This window comes from Heyndrickxia shackletonii (genome assembly GCF_001420715.1).
Classification (GTDB): domain Bacteria; phylum Bacillota; class Bacilli; order Bacillales; family Bacillaceae_C; genus Margalitia; species Margalitia shackletonii.
The window spans coordinates 1074086-1095839 of the sequence record NZ_LJJC01000004.1 but is presented as its reverse complement, the minus strand read 5'-3'; the positions used below and the strand labels follow the sequence as shown (position 1 = coordinate 1095839).

17 protein-coding genes are annotated in these 21754 nt (G+C 36.3%); 4 read left to right on the top strand and 13 right to left on the bottom strand.

The features are described 5' to 3' along the window. Positions 1–219 precede the first annotated feature (219 nt). A complete protein-coding gene (gene secA2 / locus AN964_RS05195; protein ID WP_055738680.1) occupies positions 220–2616 on the top strand; it encodes an accessory Sec system translocase SecA2 in 2397 nt (798 codons plus the stop codon). A 31-nt stretch (positions 2617–2647) separates the two neighbouring features. Next, positions 2648–3532, top strand: a complete 885-nt coding sequence (locus tag AN964_RS05190) for an accessory Sec system S-layer assembly protein (protein WP_055738679.1) — start codon at positions 2648–2650, stop codon at positions 3530–3532. Positions 3533–3629: 97 nt separating this feature from the next. Here the strand turns inward: AN964_RS05190 and AN964_RS05185 are convergent, their stop codons facing one another. Further along, positions 3630–4760, bottom strand: coding sequence for a metallophosphoesterase (locus AN964_RS05185; protein WP_055738678.1), 1131 nt, complete (start codon positions 4758–4760; stop codon positions 3630–3632). A gap of 450 nt (positions 4761–5210) precedes the next feature. Between AN964_RS05185 and AN964_RS05180 the strand changes: the two genes are divergently transcribed. Beyond that, on the top strand, positions 5211–7580 hold the full coding sequence (locus AN964_RS05180) for a glucosaminidase domain-containing protein (RefSeq protein WP_055738677.1): 2370 nt from the start codon (positions 5211–5213) through the stop codon (positions 7578–7580). Positions 7581–8258: 678 nt separating this feature from the next. Beyond that, on the top strand, positions 8259–9260 hold the full coding sequence (locus AN964_RS05175) for an LCP family protein (protein WP_055738676.1): 1002 nt from the start codon (positions 8259–8261) through the stop codon (positions 9258–9260). 217 nt (positions 9261–9477) lie between these two features. Here AN964_RS05175 and AN964_RS05170 read toward each other — a convergent pair whose 3' ends face one another. The 12 genes from AN964_RS05170 to AN964_RS05115 all read right to left on the bottom strand — a co-directional run bounded on the left by AN964_RS05170 (position 9478) and on the right by AN964_RS05115 (position 21713). Next, positions 9478–9822, bottom strand: a complete 345-nt coding sequence (locus tag AN964_RS05170; RefSeq protein WP_055738675.1) for a hypothetical protein — start codon at positions 9820–9822, stop codon at positions 9478–9480. Positions 9823–10012: 190 nt separating this feature from the next. Beyond that, the gene (locus tag AN964_RS05165) at positions 10013–10960 is read right to left on the bottom strand and encodes a sugar-binding transcriptional regulator (protein ID WP_055738674.1); all 948 of its coding nucleotides are present in this window, start codon (positions 10958–10960) and stop codon (positions 10013–10015) included. 146 nt (positions 10961–11106) lie between these two features. Further along, positions 11107–11391: a PTS sugar transporter subunit IIB gene (locus tag AN964_RS05160; RefSeq protein ID WP_055738673.1), complete on the bottom strand. Its 285-nt coding sequence runs from the start codon at positions 11389–11391 to the stop codon at positions 11107–11109. 15 nt (positions 11392–11406) lie between these two features. Next, complete coding sequence (locus AN964_RS05155) at positions 11407–12075, bottom strand: L-ribulose-5-phosphate 4-epimerase (protein ID WP_055738672.1); 669 nt, start codon at positions 12073–12075, stop codon at positions 11407–11409. Positions 12076–12118: 43 nt separating this feature from the next. Then, the gene (locus AN964_RS05150; protein WP_055738671.1) at positions 12119–13480 is read right to left on the bottom strand and encodes a PTS galactitol transporter subunit IIC; all 1362 of its coding nucleotides are present in this window, start codon (positions 13478–13480) and stop codon (positions 12119–12121) included. Between the two features lie 93 nt (positions 13481–13573). Next, positions 13574–14029, bottom strand: a complete 456-nt coding sequence (locus tag AN964_RS05145) for a PTS sugar transporter subunit IIA (protein ID WP_055738670.1) — start codon at positions 14027–14029, stop codon at positions 13574–13576. A gap of 11 nt (positions 14030–14040) precedes the next feature. Further along, positions 14041–16089: a BglG family transcription antiterminator gene (locus tag AN964_RS05140; protein WP_055738669.1), complete on the bottom strand. Its 2049-nt coding sequence runs from the start codon at positions 16087–16089 to the stop codon at positions 14041–14043. Positions 16090–16338: 249 nt separating this feature from the next. Then, positions 16339–17739: a dihydrolipoyl dehydrogenase gene (lpdA, locus tag AN964_RS05135; RefSeq protein WP_055738668.1), complete on the bottom strand. Its 1401-nt coding sequence runs from the start codon at positions 17737–17739 to the stop codon at positions 16339–16341. 82 nt (positions 17740–17821) lie between these two features. Further along, positions 17822–19147: a dihydrolipoamide acetyltransferase family protein gene (locus tag AN964_RS05130; RefSeq protein WP_055738667.1), complete on the bottom strand. Its 1326-nt coding sequence runs from the start codon at positions 19145–19147 to the stop codon at positions 17822–17824. A gap of 12 nt (positions 19148–19159) precedes the next feature. Further along, positions 19160–20143: an alpha-ketoacid dehydrogenase subunit beta gene (locus AN964_RS05125; protein WP_055738666.1), complete on the bottom strand. Its 984-nt coding sequence runs from the start codon at positions 20141–20143 to the stop codon at positions 19160–19162. 16 nt (positions 20144–20159) lie between these two features. Beyond that, entirely contained in the window at positions 20160–21143 is a 984-nt protein-coding gene (gene pdhA / locus AN964_RS05120) for a pyruvate dehydrogenase (acetyl-transferring) E1 component subunit alpha (RefSeq protein WP_055741147.1), read from the bottom strand. A 216-nt stretch (positions 21144–21359) separates the two neighbouring features. Beyond that, positions 21360–21713 carry a PTS glucitol/sorbitol transporter subunit IIA gene (locus AN964_RS05115; protein ID WP_055738665.1) on the bottom strand — a complete coding sequence of 118 codons (354 nt, stop codon included), beginning with the start codon at positions 21711–21713 and terminating at the stop codon, positions 21360–21362. Between the last annotated feature and the right edge of the window lie 41 nt (positions 21714–21754).

The window sequence follows — 21754 nt, the reverse complement described above, 5'->3', positions numbered from 1 at the left end:
AAACCATTATACTAGCGACTTTTTCTTACAAAGTTGTTTCATTCATAAATAGTTAGTTACATTAGTAAAAATCCAGAGGTCATTTTTTCCTAAATTGGGGTTCGGTGGCCGAATTTAATAATTTTACATAAAATACCAATCTCCAGAAATATTCTACTAAGCTCTTTATCCATTTGTTATGTTATACTATTACTACCAGTTTTTTAAGGAGAGACACGAATGATTACATATCTCAAATCTACAATGAGTCAACAAGACAAAATGTTAAAAAAATATACCAAAATAGTGGAGAAAATCAATCAATTAGAACCTGAATTTGAATCCTTAACAGATGAACAACTAAGGGAAAAAACAAAGGAATTTAAATCTTTTTTGAACAATAACGGTACAATCGATGATATAAAAGCAGAGGCTTTCGCAGCTGTTCGGGAAGCTGCAAAAAGAATATTGGGAATGCGGCATTTTGATGTCCAACTAATTGGCGGACTGACCCTTTTAGATGGGAATATTCCTGAAATGCCTACTGGGGAAGGAAAAACATTAGTAGCATCCCTTCCAAGTTATTTACGCGCACTTGAAGGAAAAGGTGTTCATGTCATTACCGTGAATGAATATTTAGCAAAACGAGATAAGGAAAAAATTGGCCAAATTCATGAGTTTCTTGGTCTAACTGTTGGAATTAATCTTAGTGAAATGTCCCCCGCAGAGAAGCAAAAAGCCTACGCGGCCGATATTACATACGGAATTGGAACAGAGTTTGGATTTGACTATCTACGCGATAACATGGTGCTAGATGCTAGCGAGCGTGTTCAAAGACCTTACCACTATGCCATTATTGATGAGGTCGACAGCGTTCTAATTGATGAAGCAAAAACGCCTCTTATTATTGCCGGAAAAGCATCATTGAATTCCGAATTATTTTTTATCTGTTCAAAAGTCATTAAGCACTTTAAAAATGAAGTGGATTATACTTTTGATCTTGAAACGAAATCAGTAAATTTTACAGAAGAAGGAATTACGAAGATTGAAAAGACCTTCTCTATTGATAATTTATATGATATAGAACACCAAACATTATACCATTACATGATTCAAATGCTTCGGGCGGAAGTGGTATTCCGGAAAGATGTAGATTATATAATTCGTGATGGAAAAATTGAACTCATTGATATGTTTACAGGCAGGGTTTTAGACGGAAGAAGCCTTAGTGATGGTCTCCATCAAGCTATTGAAGCAAAAGAAGGCCTTAAGTTGACCGATGAAAACAAGATGCAGGCAACCATTACGATTCAAAACTACTTCCGTATGTATCCAATCCTTTCAGGTATGACTGGTACTGCCAAGTCTGAAGAAAAGGAATTCCAACAAATATACGGAATGGATGTCATTCAAGTGCCAACCAATCGTCCAAAAATTCGTATGGATATGGATGATGTGGTATTTGATTCTATTGACCATAAGTATAAGGCTCTTACAAAAGAAGTAAAGCTCCGCCATCAGACTGGCCAGCCTATTCTTATTGGAACAACTTCCATTGAGCAATCTGAACTTCTTTCTGAATACTTGAATAAGGAAAACCTTTCTTTTCAGCTTTTAAATGCCAAAAGCGTTGAAAAAGAGGTTGAACTTATTTCGATGGCTGGACAAAAGGGGCAAATAACCATTGCTACGAATATGGCTGGTAGAGGAACCGACATTTTGCTGGGCGAGGGAGTTCCGGAATTAGGCGGTCTCCATGTGATAGGAACGGAACGCCATGAAAGCCGCCGAATTGATAATCAGTTAAAAGGTCGTGCTGGAAGGCAAGGGGACCCCGGATCAAGCCAATTCTTCATTTCTTTGGAGGATGAAATAATTAAACGTTTTGGGGGAGAGCAGTTTGAAAAGCTTAAAAAATCCCTGAAAACAGATGAAAATGGTGTTGTTTTAAATAAAAATATTCTCGAATTTGTTGACAGAATTCAAAGAGTTTGTGAAGGAAGTAATTTTTCTGCAAGAGAATATACATTAAAATTAGATGATGTTGTCAATGATCAACGTAATATTTTTTATCAATTACGTACAAATATACTTATCTCGGAAGAACCTTTAGATTTTGTGAAAAAATCGTTTCAAAGTTTAGGAGAGCATTATTTTGAATTAGGAACGAACCAAAATAACTATTCAACATTATTGAATAAGCTAAAATCTGTTTCTATTTCAGAAATAGCCACACCTGAAGATATAGAAGATATAAATATGAAGGACCTTATTTCCACTAAGATAAATGAAACATTCGATACTATTGAGGAATTACACACAAGTCAACCTGAAATTCTTTTAAACTTAAAATCAATCATTTTATCAGTTATTGACCAAAATTGGGTAAATCATTTAGAAGCAATGACACGTTTAAAAGAAGGAATTGGCTTAAGAGGTTACAGTCAGGAAGATCCGATTAGAACCTATCAAAAAGAAGGATTGCAAGTATTCTCTTATACTTTTTATCAAATGCAAGAAGAAATTTGCCAGTTAGTGGTTCAGACGATACACTCCGTTTTAAATGGAAATGATTCGGCTAATGATATGATCGAGGATGAAATAGTAGAAATAGAAGGATTTGAAATAGAGGAATAAATAATGGATTGACCATAGGAGGAACCTTCCAATGTTATTTAAAGATAAAAATAGAAAAAAGGGCAAAGACAGTGTTGTCATGTCCAATGATTTATTAAATGAAAATGTTCAGCAAGATGTAACTGGGGATGAGGATATTAAAACGGAACTTTCCATTCTCCCCGACTGGCTCGATGCACCTGAAAAAGAATATGTGTTTCGATTTTTAAATAATGAATGCCCGCCATTAAAGCCCAATCAGATTTCATTATCCGGTATTGAGCTAGAACAAGATTCTGATGGTGATATTATTGTAACTGCATTTATTCGAAGCAGTTTGAACAAACCTATTCGATTGGAAACAGCTACCCTCGTTCTGATTGGAGAAAATGGTGAACGGTTAGCAAGAAAGGTATTTGACTTTACAGACTTAGGTGAAATTCCACCGCGAAGCAGCCGTCCATGGTATTTTATCTTTTCTTCGGATGAAATTTATTCTGAATCCATCCCGAAAGAGGGCTGGAAGCTTGCGTTTGAATTACAAAAAGACCATTCGTTAGACCTTGATAGCAGCTGGGAACAAAGTCTTTCCACTGAGGATAAGGAAAAGCTTCAGCAACTGATAGGCTCCCTTCAGCCCCCAAATACAGGCGAGGTTAATTTTATGGGTTACCAGGCAAAACAAGCTGAAAATGGGGATTTGCACATTACCATACTAATTCGCAATGGATCAGATAATAATATTAGCATTGAATCCTTACCCCTTACTGTTGAAGATGCCGAGGGGGATGTCGTTGCAAAAGGCGGTTTTCAAATGAATGGGTTTGAAGTAAAGGCAAATACAACGAAACCTTGGACATTTATCTTTCCTTCTAGCCTTGTAACCAAAGAAAATCCTAATTTTTCTAATTGGAGAGCTTATCCTTCCAATAATTAAGGGCGGTATTTTTACCGTCCTTTTTTATATAGGTTCTTTTCGTAACCTTTGCCGTTTTTAAATATAACGTGTCTAACACGAATATTTCGATACTCCCCTACTTTTTCATATATTCAATGGTTTTTTGATGAATGTCTTGAACGGATTCCTTTATTATTGGATCAGAATAAACTGCTGCCTTTTTATGATTATTTTTCTTGATAAATATAGGAACCGCTTTTGATTGAGATGAAAGGATATTCCACCTTTCATTTTTTCTTTCAAGAATAAGATCAATAACCCCCAAATAACTTCCCCAACTTCCAGCTTGGACTGCTGGCACCCCATTAATTGTTCCTTTCACATTATCAATTCCCGGTATCCCTTTAAATTTAGAGAGATCGGGAAAAGTTACATGTGTATGTCCAAACAGAATTGCATCGATTCCTTTTACACGACTTAAAGGAAGAATCGCATTTTGTTCTTCTTGATATGGATCTGCAAGTAAGGAAATACCTGTATGCGCAAGAGCGATGATAATATCGGCACCTTGTTTTTTAAGGATTGGAATATATTTTTCTGCGCTTGCAACAATATCATCGACACATATATTATCCGTTAGCGCCTGCTTCTCCCATTTCATTACATATGGAGTAATAAATCCAATCACTCCTACCTTTAATGGATGACTCATTCCATTTACATCTACTACTTCTTTATTTAATATTACGTACGGATTGAATAGATGAAAGGTGTCAAAATCCGTATGTAAATACATATTAGCATTTACATATGGGAAATTTGCTCCTTGAATGGCTTTATTTAAAAAAGGTAATCCATAATGGAAATCGTGATTACCTAATGTCGCTGCATCGTAGCCAAGTGTATTCATTACTTTCATCATCGGATGGATATCCATATCCAATGTCATTTTCATTGCTGCATAGTCCATTAATTCATTTCCTTGAAGTAAATCACCATTATCAAATAGAAGTGTATTTAACGAATCCTGTCTCGCTTTCTTAATTAAGGTTGCCGTCCTGGCTAACCCAAAATGATTTACATAGGTCCCCTTCTGATAATCATAGTTTAAAATGTTTCCGTGAACATCTGTTGTCTCAAGTATGCGAAGATGGACAATCGGTCGTTGAATGGATGCTGCATTTACGTGAAAATGACGAAGGGAAAAAGTTTGAAATAAAATAAGAGCCAATGCGATGATAATTTTACTGGTGAATTTTACATTCATAGGTTTATCAATCCCTTCAAGTCACTTTCTTGTATTGGCCTGGTTTATAGGTTTTGCAATCGAATTCGTTATCATTCCAATATACTTCAAAAATTTGCACAATAATGCTTTTTTCCTAGTAGTGTGCACAATGCAGGCAGATACATTCCTTCCCTCACTGTTTTACAATTTTAAAATGCACTAGACAGAGACCTCATCGATGAAATAATTTTTCATACTTTCTTTTCCATTCAAAAAGTCTCCATAAGAAAAAAACCTACTCGAAACTCGACGAACTGTGTTTGTTATGCTCATAAATTATTTACAAAATGACATTTTTTCGACACAATTCAACAATTTTCTATGGGTATATTTAACTATTCCTATAAAACTAGAATATTAGTATTTATATAAAAAATAGGGATATGGTAAAATATTTTTGAACGTTTACATAGAAAAAATAAGGAGTGAATGAAAAAATTGGGGGAAAACAGAAAAAAAGCACGAAAAATCGGTAGTTTTTTGGTAGCCCTAATGTTGTTATTTGCCGTTTCTCCGCTTTCTAGTAAAGCGGCATCAGATTTGGCAGCACAACAAATCGATAAGATGAATACAAACGTTATTGCGGCTGATGGGAAAGATACCGTTGAGTTGTTAAAGGAAAATGCCCCAAATAGTGAAGTAATAACACAAATTCCTACACTATCTACGGTTACAATCCTGGATAAAGGATCTGAATATACTCATGTCACTTATGTTGATCCTAAAACTCAAGAAGTATGGACTGGATATATTTTAAATACGAATCTGGCAGATCCATCACAATCAACAACGAAAACAAAAGATGAAAAATCAACAGACACAACTGTACAAGGAGAAAGTAAAGATTCTTCTAATACTGATACAGCTGTACAAAAAGAGAATAAGGATTCTTCCAGTACTGATACTGTTGCACAAAAAGAGAATAAGGTTTCTTCAAATACTTTAACATCCGAGACTAATTCCAAAGAAACAACAAAAAGTACTGATCAAACAAAAACCTTAAAACCTCTTGCCGCAAAATCTGACTTAGATGTTAGGTACCAATCATTACAAGGTATTGGATTAAAAAATCCAACGAATGTTTACCAAGTTCAAGACACGAATTCTAATGTATTAAAGAGCTATGCACAAGGAACACTATTAAAATATGAAGCTCCTATTCCGCAATGGTATCAATGTACCGTCATTCTTAATGGTGAACCTACAACAGGTTATATCTATGCCAGTGATGTAGAAACAACGGATGATTCTGAATATGTCCTGATTGGTACTGCACTTCAAAGCCCTACAAATGTCTATTCGGCACCATCCCTTGATTCTACTGTGTTGAAAAGCTATGCACAAGGGAAAACACTGCAATACAATCAAAATACAATTGATTGGTATGAGTGTACGGTTGTTATAAACGGTGTTGCTACACATGGATACATAAAAGCTGAGGATGTCGAAAACGTAACCGATGAACAAAAATCATTTCGGGGTATTGGCCTGAAGGCTCCTACAAATATTTATTCAAAAGCATCTGTTAATTCTAAGACGGTCAAAACCTATGCACAAGGAACTATATTAAAATATAAAACTTTCACTGCTGATTGGTATGAGTGTACCGTTTATGTTAACGGAAAAGCGGTCACAGGATATATCAGCAAAAATGATGTGGAAAATATTGTGGACTCACAGCAATCGCTTAAAGGGGTTGGCCTATCAAGTCCAACAAACATTTACTCGAGTGCATCTACAAGTGCGAAAGTTTTGAAAACCTATGATCAAGGTACTGTTTTACAATATCTAACATTTACTTCCGATTGGTATGAATGCACTGTTATTATTAAAGGAAACAAAGTGACGGGATATATCAAAGCAAGTAACGTAGATAATGTGGTATCACCGCAGCAAAATATGCGAGGCATAGCACAAAAAGACGTTACAAAAATATATTCAAAAGCTTCAACAAGTTCTAAAGTATTAAAAAGCTATAGTAAATATACTATTTTAAGCTATAGAACCTTTACATCAAACTGGTTTGAATGTACGGTGTATGTGAATGGCGTCGCGACTACTGGATATATCAAAAATGGCGATGTAAGCATTCAAAAGGAAACAAATTATAATCTTTCCTTTAATGACGCTGTTACAATGCAAATGAATGCAAGTCCTAAAGCTGACGGTGCTGGAAAAGTTAACGCAACTATCGATCAAGTATCCTATTATTTAAATCCGAACAATTTTGCGCAAAATTCCAGTGAATATTATCAATTCCTTCTATTGTCTAGTTATGCAGGTACCTCTGCATCTGAATTAAATAATAATATCTTAAAGGGAAAAGGTATACTAGATGGTCATGGCCAAGCTTTTATCACAGCAGCCAAGACATACAATATTAACGAATTATATTTAATCAGTCACTCCTTATTAGAGACTGGAAATGGTACAAGTCAATTGGCAACAGGTGTAAAAATTAACGGAGTAACAGTTTACAACATGTATGGTATCGGTGCCACCGATGGCAATGCTACCCAAAACGGGGCGCAATATGCATATGACCACGGTTGGACCACTGTGGATAAAGCCATTATTGAAGGGGCGCAATTTGTCTCCGATAATTATATTCATAATGGACAAGATACATTATACAAAATGCGTTGGAACCCAGCAGGAATGGTACTTAAAGGGTACGCAAATCATCAATATGCAACAGATGTAGGCTGGGCTGTAAAACAAACTACTACACTAGCAAATCTGTATAATCAATTAACCATTTACACATTATTATTTGAAGTTCCAGTGTATAACTTTTAATCTTCAACGGATATTTCTAAAATAATACGTAACAAAGAATAACCTGCCGAAACATTTCGGCAGGCTTTTTTTGTAAATCAACGTTATTTTTTATTAAATAAAATATCTGTCTAGCTCAAGCAGAATATTGGCAAGCGGATTTCTATGCCACTTCTTGCGAGGAATCAGGTGAAATACCCTCGCTGTGTATCCGTTGATCTCTTCGATAACTATGAAATCCGTACGCCGTTGAGCAAGGCGCTTTTGCTTATGTTTTTAATTTTACAAATTATTTACATGACATTTATTTTAACTTAACATAAAATAAAGATACTAAAAGTGTGGTATGAAAAAATTTAAAATGGAAAAACTAAAAAAAGAATACCGTTCCCCTTGTGTAACCCCAATAAATCATTCGGGAGTGAGATTATGGAACTACTGAATTCCATTTTTATCCTAGATGTAGTGGCCGCTTTTATTTATATTTTTTACCATACCTTTTTTCCGCATGAATATAAATAATTCTTTTACTAATATTTATTTCCCATAAATTTAGCTGTTTCGAACTTTTTTCATAATATTCCACCAATTGTTATTCACTTTGATATAAAGATGTTTTAGTTGAAAGGTTTTGAAATTAATAGTAAAATATCCTCATGGTTAAAATTGCGACTATTTAAAAAATAACCAGGAGGAAATATGGAAAGTAGAGAGAAGAAGAACGTCAGCACCAAGAAAAAGAAGCGCAGAATTATAATTTATACCCTTCTAGTTATTTTTGTTTTACTGTTAACAATTGGTGGTTTTTCATACTATCAATTACAACCTGCTAAACATTTTAAAACAGCACCTGTCATAACTCCTGGCAATACATCCTCCAATAGTACTGATGAAAATAAATTAAGCGACTCCGTCCTAAATATATTGCTTCTAGGTTCAGACCAAAGAAAAGACGAAAAGATTGGTCATACTGATTCCATGATAATCGTACATGTTGATTTAAAGAAACATGAGTACCAAACCTTGAGCATACCTCGCGATACAAGGGTCTATTTAGATGGATATGGCTATACAAAGCTTACAAGTGTTCAATATATTATTCAAGCAACAAAAGGGCAAAAAGAGGGTGTTCAAGCGACTGTAGATGCAATTGGCAAGCTCACTGGGATACCAATTAATTATTATGTTGAAACCAATTATTGGGGATTTAAATCTATGGTAGATGCAGTTGGAGACGTGGACGTAACAGTACCGTTTGATGTGACGCTGACACATCCATGGTACAAAGAAAATAAAAATAAGGTTATTAAGGCTGGAACCCATACTTTTGATGGAAAAATGGTAACGGAGCTCGTTCATGAGAGACATTCATTAAAAAACGGGGAATATGGAAGACAACAATTACAGCAAGCAACATTAGTTGGAATTGCAAAATCCGCATTAAATCCCAACAAGATTACCCATTTGCCATCCTTAATCAATTCAATCTCAGACTTTTTGATTGCCACAAATATGACTACTTCTGATATGGTTAGTTTAGGATTAGCAGTAAAAAATATAGACTTAGAATCCATTCATTATCACCAGCTACATGGGGAAAATAAAAAAATGTATGATGATGTACTTAAAAATAATAATGATCAAGTTATATTGGATCCTGAGGAAATTAAAGATATTGCAACGACCTATTTTATGGATTAATACATCATAAAAAAGGTAATTCAAAAGTGCATGGCACATTTGAATTACCTTCTTTAATTTTGATTGGTTTTGACATAAATACACTATCTTTGGTGTCAGGCACCACCCGTCCGACAGTTATATCTTTTGTCCATATAAAAAGGACAGTGGTAATTTCGCTCTGTCCCTTTCCATCATTACAACCTATAAAAATTGTCCATTTATGGTGCTTAACATCCTATACACTCTTTTTTTTATTGCGATATTGCTGGATAAGTTTTCGTGATTCGTTGAGGTCACGCATTAGTCGATATGGTTTGCTTGCTACACGAAAAGGCAATCTTGATAGAAAATGACTTAGATCTTGCCTATATTCTTGAGTAATTCGTGATGGCTTTGTAAAAACTCGTTCGTATATTTCTTTGTAGAATTCTTTCATAATATCGACTTGTATGCTAACTGTATGTTGGCATTCCTCACAACGAACACTGGTGATCTCATCGTTAATATAAATAATGGAGTGCGGTGTATCGTCATTACATTGTAAACAAAAGAGGCTTGCCTTCATTTCCGTTTCTTTCATCGTCTTCACTCCTCAAAATAACAAGTAATGATATTCTACACATTAATAGGAATATACTTATTATATCAGTAAAACAGGAAATTATTTCAACCTGTATTTCATTTGTAATAAGAAGTGACATTTGTAATTATTATATTATACACAATTTTTTGTATGATTTCCATAAGTAAAATGGCAATTCAGAAAAATTTCATAAATTTAAAACCGCAGTAGCGGTTGGCTCATCAATGATCAGGACGTCTAAGTAATTTCCGTTTAGAGCCCCTAAAATACTATCTTTTTTGCCTACTCCCTCCACTACACCAATTACAAGATTAATTTTTTTAATTTCCTCTAGCGTTATTCCAATGACCTTTTCATTTATGTTATGTTCAATTGGGTTTCCATTTAGATCTATAAAACGTGAAGAGATATCTCCAACCGCTCCTGCTTCACGGAATTCTTTTATATCTTTTTCTTTTAGATATCCAACTTCCTTAAGAATCGAATTAGGCTGATATGGATTCCCGATTCCTACAAGAGCGATGTCCACAGTTCTTCCCTCTTCTAGTACGGATCTGACATCATTCATGTTCACTAATCGTTCCTTCAATTCCTCCGATTCAATCACTGCAGGAACATATAAATAAGAACAAGAGGAATGCATTTTTTTCGCTAGTTCATAAGCTAGCTGGTTGGCATGGATATCCACTTGCTTGCTTCCCATACCTCCGACAAGCGGTATTATTTTAATTTTTTCATTTCTTTCATAAGGATATTCCTGAACGAAAGCAGCTAATGTCGTTCCCCAGCTAATCCCTATTTTTTCAACATTCTTTAGCTTTTTTGACACATAATTTGCCGCTGCTTGCCCCACTGCTTTTTTGCTTATATCCGGTGATCCTCCTGCAGTCGGAACCACGATGACATCCTTTAATTGAAATTTGTCTTCCAACCATTTTTCAATTTCTACTGTATGTAAACTTTCATCTTTAATAAAAACCTCAACAATTCCATATTCCTTTGCCTTTTGTAATTGTTTTGAAATGACAGGTCGCGACACACCTACTTTTTTGGCAATTTGCTCCTGTGTCATTCCTTCTATATAATATAAATTTGCTGTTTTCACTAATTGTCTTCTTTCTTCCCAGCTTAGCATGGCTTCACCTCATAAGTTTATCTCTTACTATTATAACAATAATAAAAATCATTTCGATAAAATGATGGAGCCATGATATTAACCCTTCCAATAATGGTAAAAAGCCTGCAGACACCTATAACAAGTGACTGCAAGCCATTTAATCCTTACGCAAGAATTTGTTCTTTAATTTTTTCAAACATCTCTTCTTTTCCAATTCCCGTTAACAAAGGAACACCATCGATGACTTTGTCCTTAATATTATCCGGAACAAGAGTGGTAGAAACTACAATATCATAGTCATTAATTCGACTTAGTTCCTCACTTATTTTCGATTGATAAAGCTGTACTTGATTTTCCAGGCCATTTTCCGCTAACCATGTTTTTACCTTGCCTGTTACAACCGTTGATGTTGCAATACCTGTTCCACACATAATCAATAATTTTTTCATTATCTTCACCCTTTATCAAATAATTTGATCTTTCTTTTCTGTTTGCCCATATGATGTCTTATAAAAATAGTTACATTGTTCAATAATTTCCTTTCTTAGAGGAAGCAGGTCTGGATCATGCAATGTAGCATAATGGGCGTATTCTGCCGTTTCTTCTAATATAACCGCAGCCTTAAGTGCATCTTCTACATCTTTTCCCACTGTGAATACTCCATGGTTACGAAGCAGTACAGCAGGCGATAAATCAATATAATCAATAATTTGCTTCCCTATTTCTTCTTCTCCTATAGCGGCAAAATCAGAGCATGGGACATAATCTTTAAATATATTAGCTGCTGTTGTCGTATAGGAAGGAATATCCAAGCCGCGAATTGCAAAACTAGTTGCGAACGGGGAATGGGTATGCACAATACTATGAATATCATTTCGATTTCGATACACGTATAAATGGCTGGCTGTATCAACGGATGGTTTCAAATGACCTTCTATTACATTACCATCTAGATCTACCACAACCATGTCGTCGGGTTTTAATTGATTGAAATGGACCCCACTTGGTTTTATTATGACTAAATTAGTTTTACTATCTCGAAAGCTTACATTTCCACTCGTCCATTTTACGAGATTTAATTCTTTTAAAGATTTGTTTGCCCTGCAAACCAATTGTTTTAAATCCTCTAACATATGGACCCTCTCCTTTCATCTTTGATAGCGATGATATGGGACTTCACCCCATTTTTGCACTGTTACTATTCTCTAGCTTTGCAGCGCGTCTTGGCTTGATTTTATTCATGTAAACCAATCCTCCAACAGCTACCGCGCCAATGATGGTAATACCTAACCAACTGATTACCTTTGCTAATCCGACAAAAATAAATGTCGTCCACACTGCACCATCGACTAAAGCAGAAATACTGGTATTCCCGCCCATGTCAAATTTGGCAGCTAAAGCAGAATGGGTAATTAGCGGAGCAGCCCAGGATGCTATTAATAAACCAATTGCCATATAAATCGTTCCGGCAACAACGGTTCGAATAATATTTCCTCTAAACACTGGAGTCATTAAACAAACTAGGAAAGGAATGGTGGCTAAATCACCAAATGGCAATACTTTGTTGCCAGGTAAAATAACAGCTAAAAATAAAGTAATAGGGACAATAATTAACGAAGCGGATAAGACTGCTGGGTGACCAACTGACAATGCGCTATCCATACCAATGTACAAGTCACGCCCAGGCATTCTTTTTCTTACAAACTCACTGGCTGCTTCCGAAATTGGAGAAAGCCCTTCCATTAGTAATGACACCATTCTTGGCATTAACATCATAACTGCTCCAGTCTGAACAGCCAGCTGTAAAACTTCCTTCACATTGTAACCCGCTAATATTCCGATTATGATACCAATTAAAACACCCATAACTGTAGAATCACCGAATATTCCAATTCTCTTTTGGATAGTTTCAGGATTTGCTTCCAATTTATTAAATCCTGGGATTCTATCAAATACCCAGTTTAACGGCTTTGCAACCAGATAAGATGGCGCGGATGCACCGTGTGGAAAAGTAATATTCCGGAACCCATAAAACTTACTAATATCCTTTGCAATTAAGTCGCCAAGGAAGAAGATCACGATTAAATGAACAGCAATCGTGTATAATCCTAGCGCAAAGTTTCCTGTTAATGCATAGACAAGTGAGCCAGTAAAAGCACAATGCCAATAATCCCAAATATCAACATCCAATGTTCTTGTAAGACCTGTAATAAGAAGAACAACATTGATTCCAATGCCTAATGGAATCGCTAAACTTCCTAATGCCGTACCATAGGATATTGCAGCTGCAGCTGGCCAACCAACATCGATGGTTCCCAGTTTAAATCCAAAATGATCCACCATTGCCTTTGCCGCTGGTCCTAAACTGCTCGTCAATAACCCAATAACAAGATTTAAACCAACAAATCCAATTCCTACTGTTAATCCCGCTTTAAATGCTTTGCCAGGTTTTGTTCCTAATATAATTCCAAATATGAATAACAAGATTGGCAGCATAACACTAGCACCAAGGTCTACAAACCATTGTAAGACTGACATACTTTTTCCCTCCTAGTTTTAATAAGTATAATAATTAAATAGTGCTAAGCTTTATTTCGTATTCTCCTCCAAAAAGGTAAGCAGAATTGAACATTATTCAAGGCCCACTCTACTTAATAAGACCTCAAACTCTTCCTGTGTTTTACAGCATGTAAATTCTGAAAGTAATGCTTGATCTTGGAATATATCCATTAATTTTTGCAGCATACTAATTTGTTCCTCCGCCTTTTTTAAAGCAAGCATAAATATTAAGGAGACCTCTACATCTTCTGCCTGATTTCCCATTTGTTTAAATTTGACAGGTTTTCTTAAAGACGCAAAAGCAATTTGCGGTATAATTACTTTATCAGCATCTGTATGAGGAATGGCTATTCCGCATGGAACCGCGGAAAGTCCTGTTGGAAAAACTTCTTCCCTATTTAGAATTCCGTTATAAAAGGATGCATCCACCAGTTCTGCCTCATATAATTTGTCAGCCATTTTTTTTAAAACTTCATCTCGGTTATTCACTACTAGATCAAAAAAGGTAATTTTTTTATCAAAGAACATTTTACTTCCTCCTAGCATGCTCCATTTATCATCAACCAGACCTCGGACACATCCCGCGCTTTTAGTATTCTTGAAATTCTTTTTTCATCTTCCGCAAGCTCTGCTAGCTGAGAAAGAGCCTTTAAATGGCGGTTTTGATTAAATATTGCTAATGGTGTAATAATGGATACCTTGTGTCCGTTTTTAAAAGGAATGGGTTCCTTTAAAATAAGCATGGCGAATGCATCTGCCATTACTCCTTTTTCAGGAGCTGCATGGGGAATGGCCATTCTTTTCCCTAAAAAGCTATAGAGATGTTGATGATCATTTTCTTCAATTAAAGTTCTTACATAAGATGATTTAACAATATTTCTTTCCAGTAAAGGCTGACATGCAACGCTAATTCCTTCCTGCCAGTTATTCACTCTCTCCTTCATTTGAATAAATTCACTAGGCAAAAATTGTTTTAAATCATAATTTACATTTTTTATTAATTCCTTGTTATTTTTTCCATGTGCCATTTGAAACAGCCTTGATAGGGAGGCTAATAAAGCAACCTCATTCGTTACAATGGCGTGCTCTTTAATGGTATCCACTAATCTATTAATATGGATATTAGAATAGCTTTGTTTATCAATCTTATTAATAACCTGTTTTCTTAAAGATTCTTTTTCGTATACTGTCATTAAAGGATTTACTAAAAACATAGGCTTCTCTGTTTGAACGGGAATAGTGCTAAAAACAATATCATATTCCTGTCTGTAACTTTGAAACTGCCTTAAAGAAAGACTTTCCGCAAAGCAAAACTCTGGAAATAATTCACTAAGGGTATGCATCATGATTTTGGAAATCGTCAACCCGTTTGTACAAACTACCAATGCCCGTTTCTTTTTATTCAATTGTTCCCCTTGTTTAATAAGTTGCCCCGCAATAAACATCGTAATAAAAGCTATTTCACTTGGAGGCAGTTTCTCACCAATTAAATCCTCAAGTGGAGAAATAGAAGCTGCCACCGTTTCATTTAATTCTTGATACTCTTCTAATATTTTTTCAGGAAAGTGATTTTTTAATGTTAAATGATACTTTATCCTGTAATAAGCCGGGCGCATATGAAGCATTAGTTTCCCAACGATTTCTTCCTTGTCCGCTATGAAAATACAGGATCTCTGTTCGAAAAGCTCTAACATCCGTCTAATAACGGATTGTAAATCTTTTATTCTTTCATCGGTTAAAAGGTCGGCGGACCTCACATTTGAAGTTAACAGCTGTAACGTTAACCAGATTCTCTCTGTGAACGGCAAATCCTGTTCCTCTTTTAATAACATCTCAGATGCAACATATTCTTCAGTGTCAGCAAGTTCCTCTAAATCGATATTAAACTTGGCATGTAAGAGTTTTCCTTGTTCAATTCTCTGAAAAATAATCTCTATTATATAAGGAAGACTTTCGTAACTTTCATCTGTTAAATGAATATTCAGTGATTTCTCGATAGACTTAATCTTTTCTTTCATTTCCGTAATGTCCATCTGTAAAATTTTCTCGAAATATCTATGGCCTTTATAAAAATTCAAGACGGATTTTACCACTTCTATTAAAAGCCTTCGAATTTGTATTTCATCTCCAACAATTTCATAACCATCTTGTCGGGTATACATAATAGAAAGTGAATAGTTCTTAACCACCTCCTCTGCTATTTTAATATCACTAATCCCGGTATTTCGGCTTATATTAAGAAGATGAATAATATGAAAAAGAGAAATCGGTTCTTTCTTGCCTAATAAATATAAAATAATTAAAATTGCTCTTTCCCTTTCTGTTGGTAAATATTCTTCAATAGGACGATTTTCCGACTCCCCTTCTGAAAAATGCTCAAATACTTTTTTATCAATAATAAAAAATCCATTTTTACTTTTGGTAATAGGGCATAGTTGATTTGTCGATAACCACTGATTTATCTTTTCCAAGGAATAGGTAATTTGTCTTCTGCTTAAATGAAATTTATTTTCCAGTTCCTTATTTTTTATTTGAGGATTTCTAATCAATTCATGTAGCAAATTGACGCTTCGATCATCAAGGAACATAAATGAGACCTCCTTATATTCTGATTATAGTTGGTATTCTGACAGTTTTGTAACCGTTTTCATCCCAACTTTTTTCCCACTATACCTTTCATTTTTGTTCAAGATTGGACTGAGATAATTTTCCAGATTTAATTGTTTAAATGCTGATATAATTATCATAAAAGTCCTTGTTATCCTACCTTCTTTTCCACAAAAAAATAGTGCTAGAACAACTTCATGACTGTTCTAGCACTGTTAAAAGATAGCTTTCTATAATTGCTGCTGTATGCTCTTATTTTGCTCATTCCTTACCCTCAATGCTGCCTCGAAAAACGTTTCTGTAACGGTTGGATGTGGGTGAATCATTTTTGCTGCTTCCTCAATGGTACCTTCTAAGAACATAAAGGCAGAAGCTTCAGAAATTATTTCCGTTACATGCGGTCCAACCATGGTGACACCAATGATTTCTCCATATTTTTCTTCATAGACTAATTTGGTGAATCCTTCCGTTTCGCCAAGTGCTAAAGCTTTTCCGTTTCCAATGAGGTCAAATTTTTCCGACCTTACGGATAAACCTTTTTGAATTGCCTTCGCTTCGGTCATGCCGACACTGGCGATTTCAGGTAAAGTATAAATACATCTTGGAACAACTTTGTAATCAATTTGGTCTGCAGTTCCCGAAGCATTATTTGCAGCAACAATGCCTTCTGCACTTGCTACATGGGCAAGCTGATAGCCTCCTATTACATCACCTACGGCGTATACATTTTGTACATTCGTTTCCATTTTGTTATTTACCTTTATATATGGTCCATTCATATCTAGTGGTCTATTGGAGACAGCAGAAAGATTCGGTCTTCGTCCGACACTGATTAGCAAGGACTCGGTTTCGACCGTTCGTTCTTTTCCCGAGTTATCGGTGCAAACAATGGATGTTCCGTTTCCAGTCTTGTTTACTTTCTCAACTTTTGTGCTCACCAAAACTTGGACACCTTTTTTCTTTAAAACTTTTTCAAGGAGCTTAGATGCTTCGGGATCTTCACTTGGTATTAATCGATCGGACATTTCGACTATGGTTACTAGTGATTTTAAACTGGAGAAGATACAGGCAAATTCAACTCCGATTACGCCACCGCCGATGATCGTAATAGATTCCGGGATATGTGAAAGGTCGAAAATAGTATCGCTTGTATCAAAATGAACGTCATCTAATCCGGGAATAGGTGGAACAACTGGTGTAGATCCTGTTGCAATAATCACATTGTGTGCCTGAATCCACTCTTCCTTTTCTTCTTGTAAAATCTTTATTTGATTCCCTTCCTCCAGCATCCCAAATCCTTCATACACATCAATTTTTCCTTTTTTCATTAAAAAGGCAATCCCATTCCTTAATCTCTGGATTACATCATCTTTTCGTCTCTTCATTTTTTCCAGTGAGAAGGAGAGCTTCCCAGTTTCAATTCCCCAGCTTTTAGCTTTTTCAATGGATTCTATGATTTCAGCATGTTTTAATAATGTTTTAGAAGGAATACAGCCGCGATTCAGGCAGGTTCCTCCTAAGAAGTTTGCTTCGATAACGGCAACTTTTTTTCCATTTTCAGCACCTTGAATGGCAGAAACATATCCCCCGGGACCACCACCAATCACTACAATGTCATATGTTTTGTTCATGTTTTCACCTCTTTTTATAGCTTCGTTGCCTATCAGTTAACAAACTACTATTTATGAAATGCAAGAAGCTTACACTTTTCTCTTAAACTAGTAATTCAAATGGGTTTTCTAGGACTCGTTTAAGCTCCGTTAAAAATGCTGCTGCTGGAGCTCCATCGATGACGCGATGATCAAAGGACAAGCTTATCGTCATCATTGGACGGATCTCAATTGCTTGGTTAATGACAACCGGTTTATCTTGGATTCTGCCAACACCAAGAATCGCTGTTTCTGGTAGATTAATAATCGGTGTAAACGCATCAATTGCATACATTCCTAAGTTGCTGATAGTGAAGGTCGAACCCTTCATTTGATGAGGCTGTAATTTAGACTCCCTTGCTTGTGACCCAATTTCTTTTGCTTCCGTTGTGATAGCTGCCAGCCCTTTTAAATTCACATTTTTTAAGACAGGAACCAATAATCCATCTTCTACCGCTACAGCCAAACCAATATTGACCTCTTCGTTATAAACAATTTCATCATTAATTAGAGAAGCATTTACAGATTCATGTCTTGAAAGAACAAGTCCAACTGCCTTCACAATTACTTCCGTAAAAGATAAACGATATCCAGTTTGTTTTTCAATGATTGGCAACAGCTGAGTTCGCAGTTCTTTTACTTTGGACATATCGATCTCGCTTGTTAACGTAACATGTGGGGCAGTGTTGACACTCTGTTGCATGCGATCCCCAATTACTTTACGGATTCCGGATAACCGTTTACGTTTTCTAGAAGCTGGTTGCGACTGTTCTTTTCGGCCAGCAATTAATGGTGTAACATCGTCCTTCACAATTTTCTCGTTGATGCCTGTTCCTTTAACGGAATCGATTTCTAACTGATTCGATCCGACTATTTTCTTAGCAAGCGGTGTTATTTTTACTTTGCTTTTATCATGTAAAAGTAATTGCTGAACATCCTTTTCTTGTATTCTGCCATTCGGTCCGCTGCCTGTTACAAGAGAAAGTTCCATATAATTTTCTCTCGCTATCCGTCTTGCTGCAGGTGTTGCCCGAATCTTTTGTCCTTGTTCTTGCCCTTCGTTTTGCGGTTTATTTGGAGGCTCCGTTGATATTTCTGTCCCTGTTGAATCGCCTGTTGAAATACCAGGAGATTCATTTGGTACCTGTTCATTTTTTTCGCCAATATACCCAATGACCTGATTAACTGGAATTTCATCGTCTACTTGAAAATATTTTTTTAATAAGAACCCGTCCTCGTATGACTCTACTTCAATATTTATTTTGTCCGTCATTATTTCAAAAAGCGGATCACCCATAGAGACCGGATCTCCCTCTTCCTTAAACCATTGAAGGAGGGTTCCTACTTCCATCGTACTGCTAAGCTTTGGCATGAATATTTCTTTTGCCATGATACTCCCTCCTTATATAAATCGTACCGTTTCTTTGACTGCTGCAATGATGTCTTCCACTTGAGGTACTGCTGCTTTTTCAAGGTTAGGATTATATGGAATGGGAATAGGCAGACCGCCAAGGCGTTTAATCGGCGCATCTAGGTAATCGAATGCCTCACTTTCGGCAATGACACTTGCAATTTCTCCTCCAAACCCGCCTCTTTTTACAGCTTCATGGACAACAATTACTCGGCCGGTTTTTTTCACTGATTCAATAATGGTTTCTTCATCGAGCGGGACAAGCGTTCGTGGATCAACTACCTCCACATCAATTCCTTCACTTTCTAGAACTGCAGCTGCTTCCAGTGCTTTATGAACCATGATGGAAGTGGCAACAATTGTTACATCCTTGCCTTGACGCTTAATATCCGCTTTTCCTAATGGGATGGAATACTGTTCTTCTGGTACATCTCCCTTTGTTTTATAAAGCAGTTTATGTTCATAAAAAATGACTGGATTATCATCATCCATAGCAGCCTTTAACAGTCCTTTTGCATCATATGCGTTAGAAGGCTGCACTACTTTTAACCCCGGAATATGGGCTACCCAAGCTTCTAAGCTTTGGGAATGCTGTGCTGCCGCTCCAGTACCAGAACCTGCCGGTGTTCTAAGCACCATTGGCACCTTTCCTTTTCCGCCGTACATATAACGAAGCTTCGCAGCTTGGTTGACAAGGTTATCCATTGCAATCGTGATAAAATCGGAAAACTGCAGCTCCAAGATCGGTCTCATCCCAGTTAAAGCTGCACCCACTGCTCCCCCGGCAATTGCTGCTTCTGAAATAGGTGTATTCCGTACTCGTTCTGGACCAAACTCTTCAATCATTCCGCGAGTTACCCCAAAAGCTCCCCCATATACACCGATGTCTTCACCAAGAATAAAAACATCTTCATTTTTCCTCATCTCCTGGCTCATCGCTTCTCTGACTGCTTCTAAATAAGTGATTTCTCTCATTGCCAATGGCTCCCCCTTATGCGTAAACGTCTTCTAATAAAGAATCAATGGATGGTTCTGGGCTATTTTCTGCAAATCTGACAGCATCTTCAATATCTTGTTTTGCCTGTTCTTGAAGCTCGGCTGCTTTTTCTTCTGTCAGCAATCCTTCTTGGATTAAAAGTTCTTTATATTTCTTAATTGCATCCTTTTCTCTCCATTCTGCTTCTTCTTCTCGTGTACGGTATTTCTTCGCATCACTTTTTGAATGGCCTTTCCAGCGATATGTTTTTGCTTCAATTAGGGATGGACCGTTTCCTTGACGTGCATTTTCAACTGCTTCATAAACTGTATTCATAATTTCGATCATATCTGTTCCATCCACGACTTTTCCCGGAATTCCATAACTGCTTGCACGATCCGCAATATTTTCGATGTTCGTCATTTCCTTAACAGAGCCGCTCATCCCGTACTGATTGTTCTCGCAAAGGAAAACAACCGGCAACTTCCAAATAGATGCTAGATTAAGAGCTTCATGGAAGCTACCTTCATTGCTTGCCCCATCACCAAAATAGCAAAGAACGACATAGCCTTTATTCTTCATTTTGGATGTAAGTGCGGCCCCAACAGCAAGCGGAATTCCGCCGCCTACTATTCCATTCGCTCCAAGGTTTCCTTTATCAACATCTGCTATGTGCATTGAGCCACCTTTTCCTTTACAATAACCTGTTTCTTTTCCAAAGAGCTCTGCCATCATGCGGCCAGCGTCAGCCCCTTTGGAAATGCAATGGCCATGCCCTCGGTGTGTACTTGTGATTTTGTCGATCTCTTTAAGTGCAGCAATGGCACCAGCAGCGGAAGCTTCCTGACCTACACATAAGTGGGTGGTACCATGAATCATTCCTTTGGCAAAAAATTGGTCGACTTTTTCATCAAAATAACGGATTAGCCACATTTCCTTATATAAATCCACTAACTTATCATTTGTAATATGAGGCGGTGTTTTAACCGTGCTTAACATCATGTTACATCCTCCTTTTACATTTGTTCAATACAGTTACATTTGTAAATATAGTAATACCATTTTAGAAATTCGTCAAGGTATTGGTGCTAATTTTTCGATAATTTCATAATATTGATTGAAAAAGACTGTACTTTGCTTTTTTTGATACTTTCTGTCCAAAATTAAAAGCTTTTAAAATCATTAAATGATTTTAAAAACTTCTCATGGTCGACATTATTTAAATGAAATAACCGTTCCTTCTTTAATAGTTGGAAAACGGAATGGACTTGCAAATATTGATCCGGGAAGAACTTCCCCTTCAGGTTCTTGAAAATAGATAGAGATATGCCCTAACTCTTTAAAATTTTTGTTAGCAAGGGACCCTACCGCTGTAATCGTAAAAGCTTCATTATCAAAATAAAACGTTCCGCCTACTCTTAGTGGTTCTTCACAAAGTTCGTTAAATTCATGAATTACGGAAATTTCCCGTAATTCTGCGGGTGCACTTGGTCCAAATAAAATCACAATTTTATCCTCCTGGAAAGTTGGAACTAATACACCAATTTCTTGTACAGTTGATTGTGTCATTGTTTTTTACCTCCAAACATGAAAACATTTTTCATAAAAAA

Excerpts from the sequence above, each read along its gene's own strand:
- secA2 (WP_055738680.1), top strand. The coding sequence starts at position 220 with ATGATTACATATCTCAAATCTACAATGAGTCAACAAGACAAAATGTTA.
- AN964_RS05190 (WP_055738679.1), top strand. The coding sequence starts at position 2,648 with ATGTTATTTAAAGATAAAAATAGAAAAAAGGGCAAAGACAGTGTTGTC.
- AN964_RS05185 (WP_055738678.1), bottom strand. The coding sequence starts at position 4,760 with ATGAATGTAAAATTCACCAGTAAAATTATCATCGCATTGGCTCTTATT.
- AN964_RS05180 (WP_055738677.1), top strand. The coding sequence starts at position 5,211 with ATGAAAAAATTGGGGGAAAACAGAAAAAAAGCACGAAAAATCGGTAGT.
- AN964_RS05175 (WP_055738676.1), top strand. The coding sequence starts at position 8,259 with ATGGAAAGTAGAGAGAAGAAGAACGTCAGCACCAAGAAAAAGAAGCGC.
- AN964_RS05170 (WP_055738675.1), bottom strand. The coding sequence starts at position 9,822 with ATGAAAGAAACGGAAATGAAGGCAAGCCTCTTTTGTTTACAATGTAAT.
- AN964_RS05165 (WP_055738674.1), bottom strand. The coding sequence starts at position 10,960 with ATGCTAAGCTGGGAAGAAAGAAGACAATTAGTGAAAACAGCAAATTTA.
- AN964_RS05160 (WP_055738673.1), bottom strand. The coding sequence starts at position 11,391 with ATGAAAAAATTATTGATTATGTGTGGAACAGGTATTGCAACATCAACG.
- AN964_RS05155 (WP_055738672.1), bottom strand. The coding sequence starts at position 12,075 with ATGTTAGAGGATTTAAAACAATTGGTTTGCAGGGCAAACAAATCTTTA.
- AN964_RS05150 (WP_055738671.1), bottom strand. The coding sequence starts at position 13,480 with ATGTCAGTCTTACAATGGTTTGTAGACCTTGGTGCTAGTGTTATGCTG.
- AN964_RS05145 (WP_055738670.1), bottom strand. The coding sequence starts at position 14,029 with ATGTTCTTTGATAAAAAAATTACCTTTTTTGATCTAGTAGTGAATAAC.
- AN964_RS05140 (WP_055738669.1), bottom strand. The coding sequence starts at position 16,089 with ATGTTCCTTGATGATCGAAGCGTCAATTTGCTACATGAATTGATTAGA.
- lpdA (WP_055738668.1), bottom strand. The coding sequence starts at position 17,739 with ATGAACAAAACATATGACATTGTAGTGATTGGTGGTGGTCCCGGGGGA.
- AN964_RS05130 (WP_055738667.1), bottom strand. The coding sequence starts at position 19,147 with ATGGCAAAAGAAATATTCATGCCAAAGCTTAGCAGTACGATGGAAGTA.
- AN964_RS05125 (WP_055738666.1), bottom strand. The coding sequence starts at position 20,143 with ATGAGAGAAATCACTTATTTAGAAGCAGTCAGAGAAGCGATGAGCCAG.
- pdhA (WP_055741147.1), bottom strand. The coding sequence starts at position 21,143 with ATGTTAAGCACGGTTAAAACACCGCCTCATATTACAAATGATAAGTTA.
- AN964_RS05115 (WP_055738665.1), bottom strand. The coding sequence starts at position 21,713 with ATGACACAATCAACTGTACAAGAAATTGGTGTATTAGTTCCAACTTTC.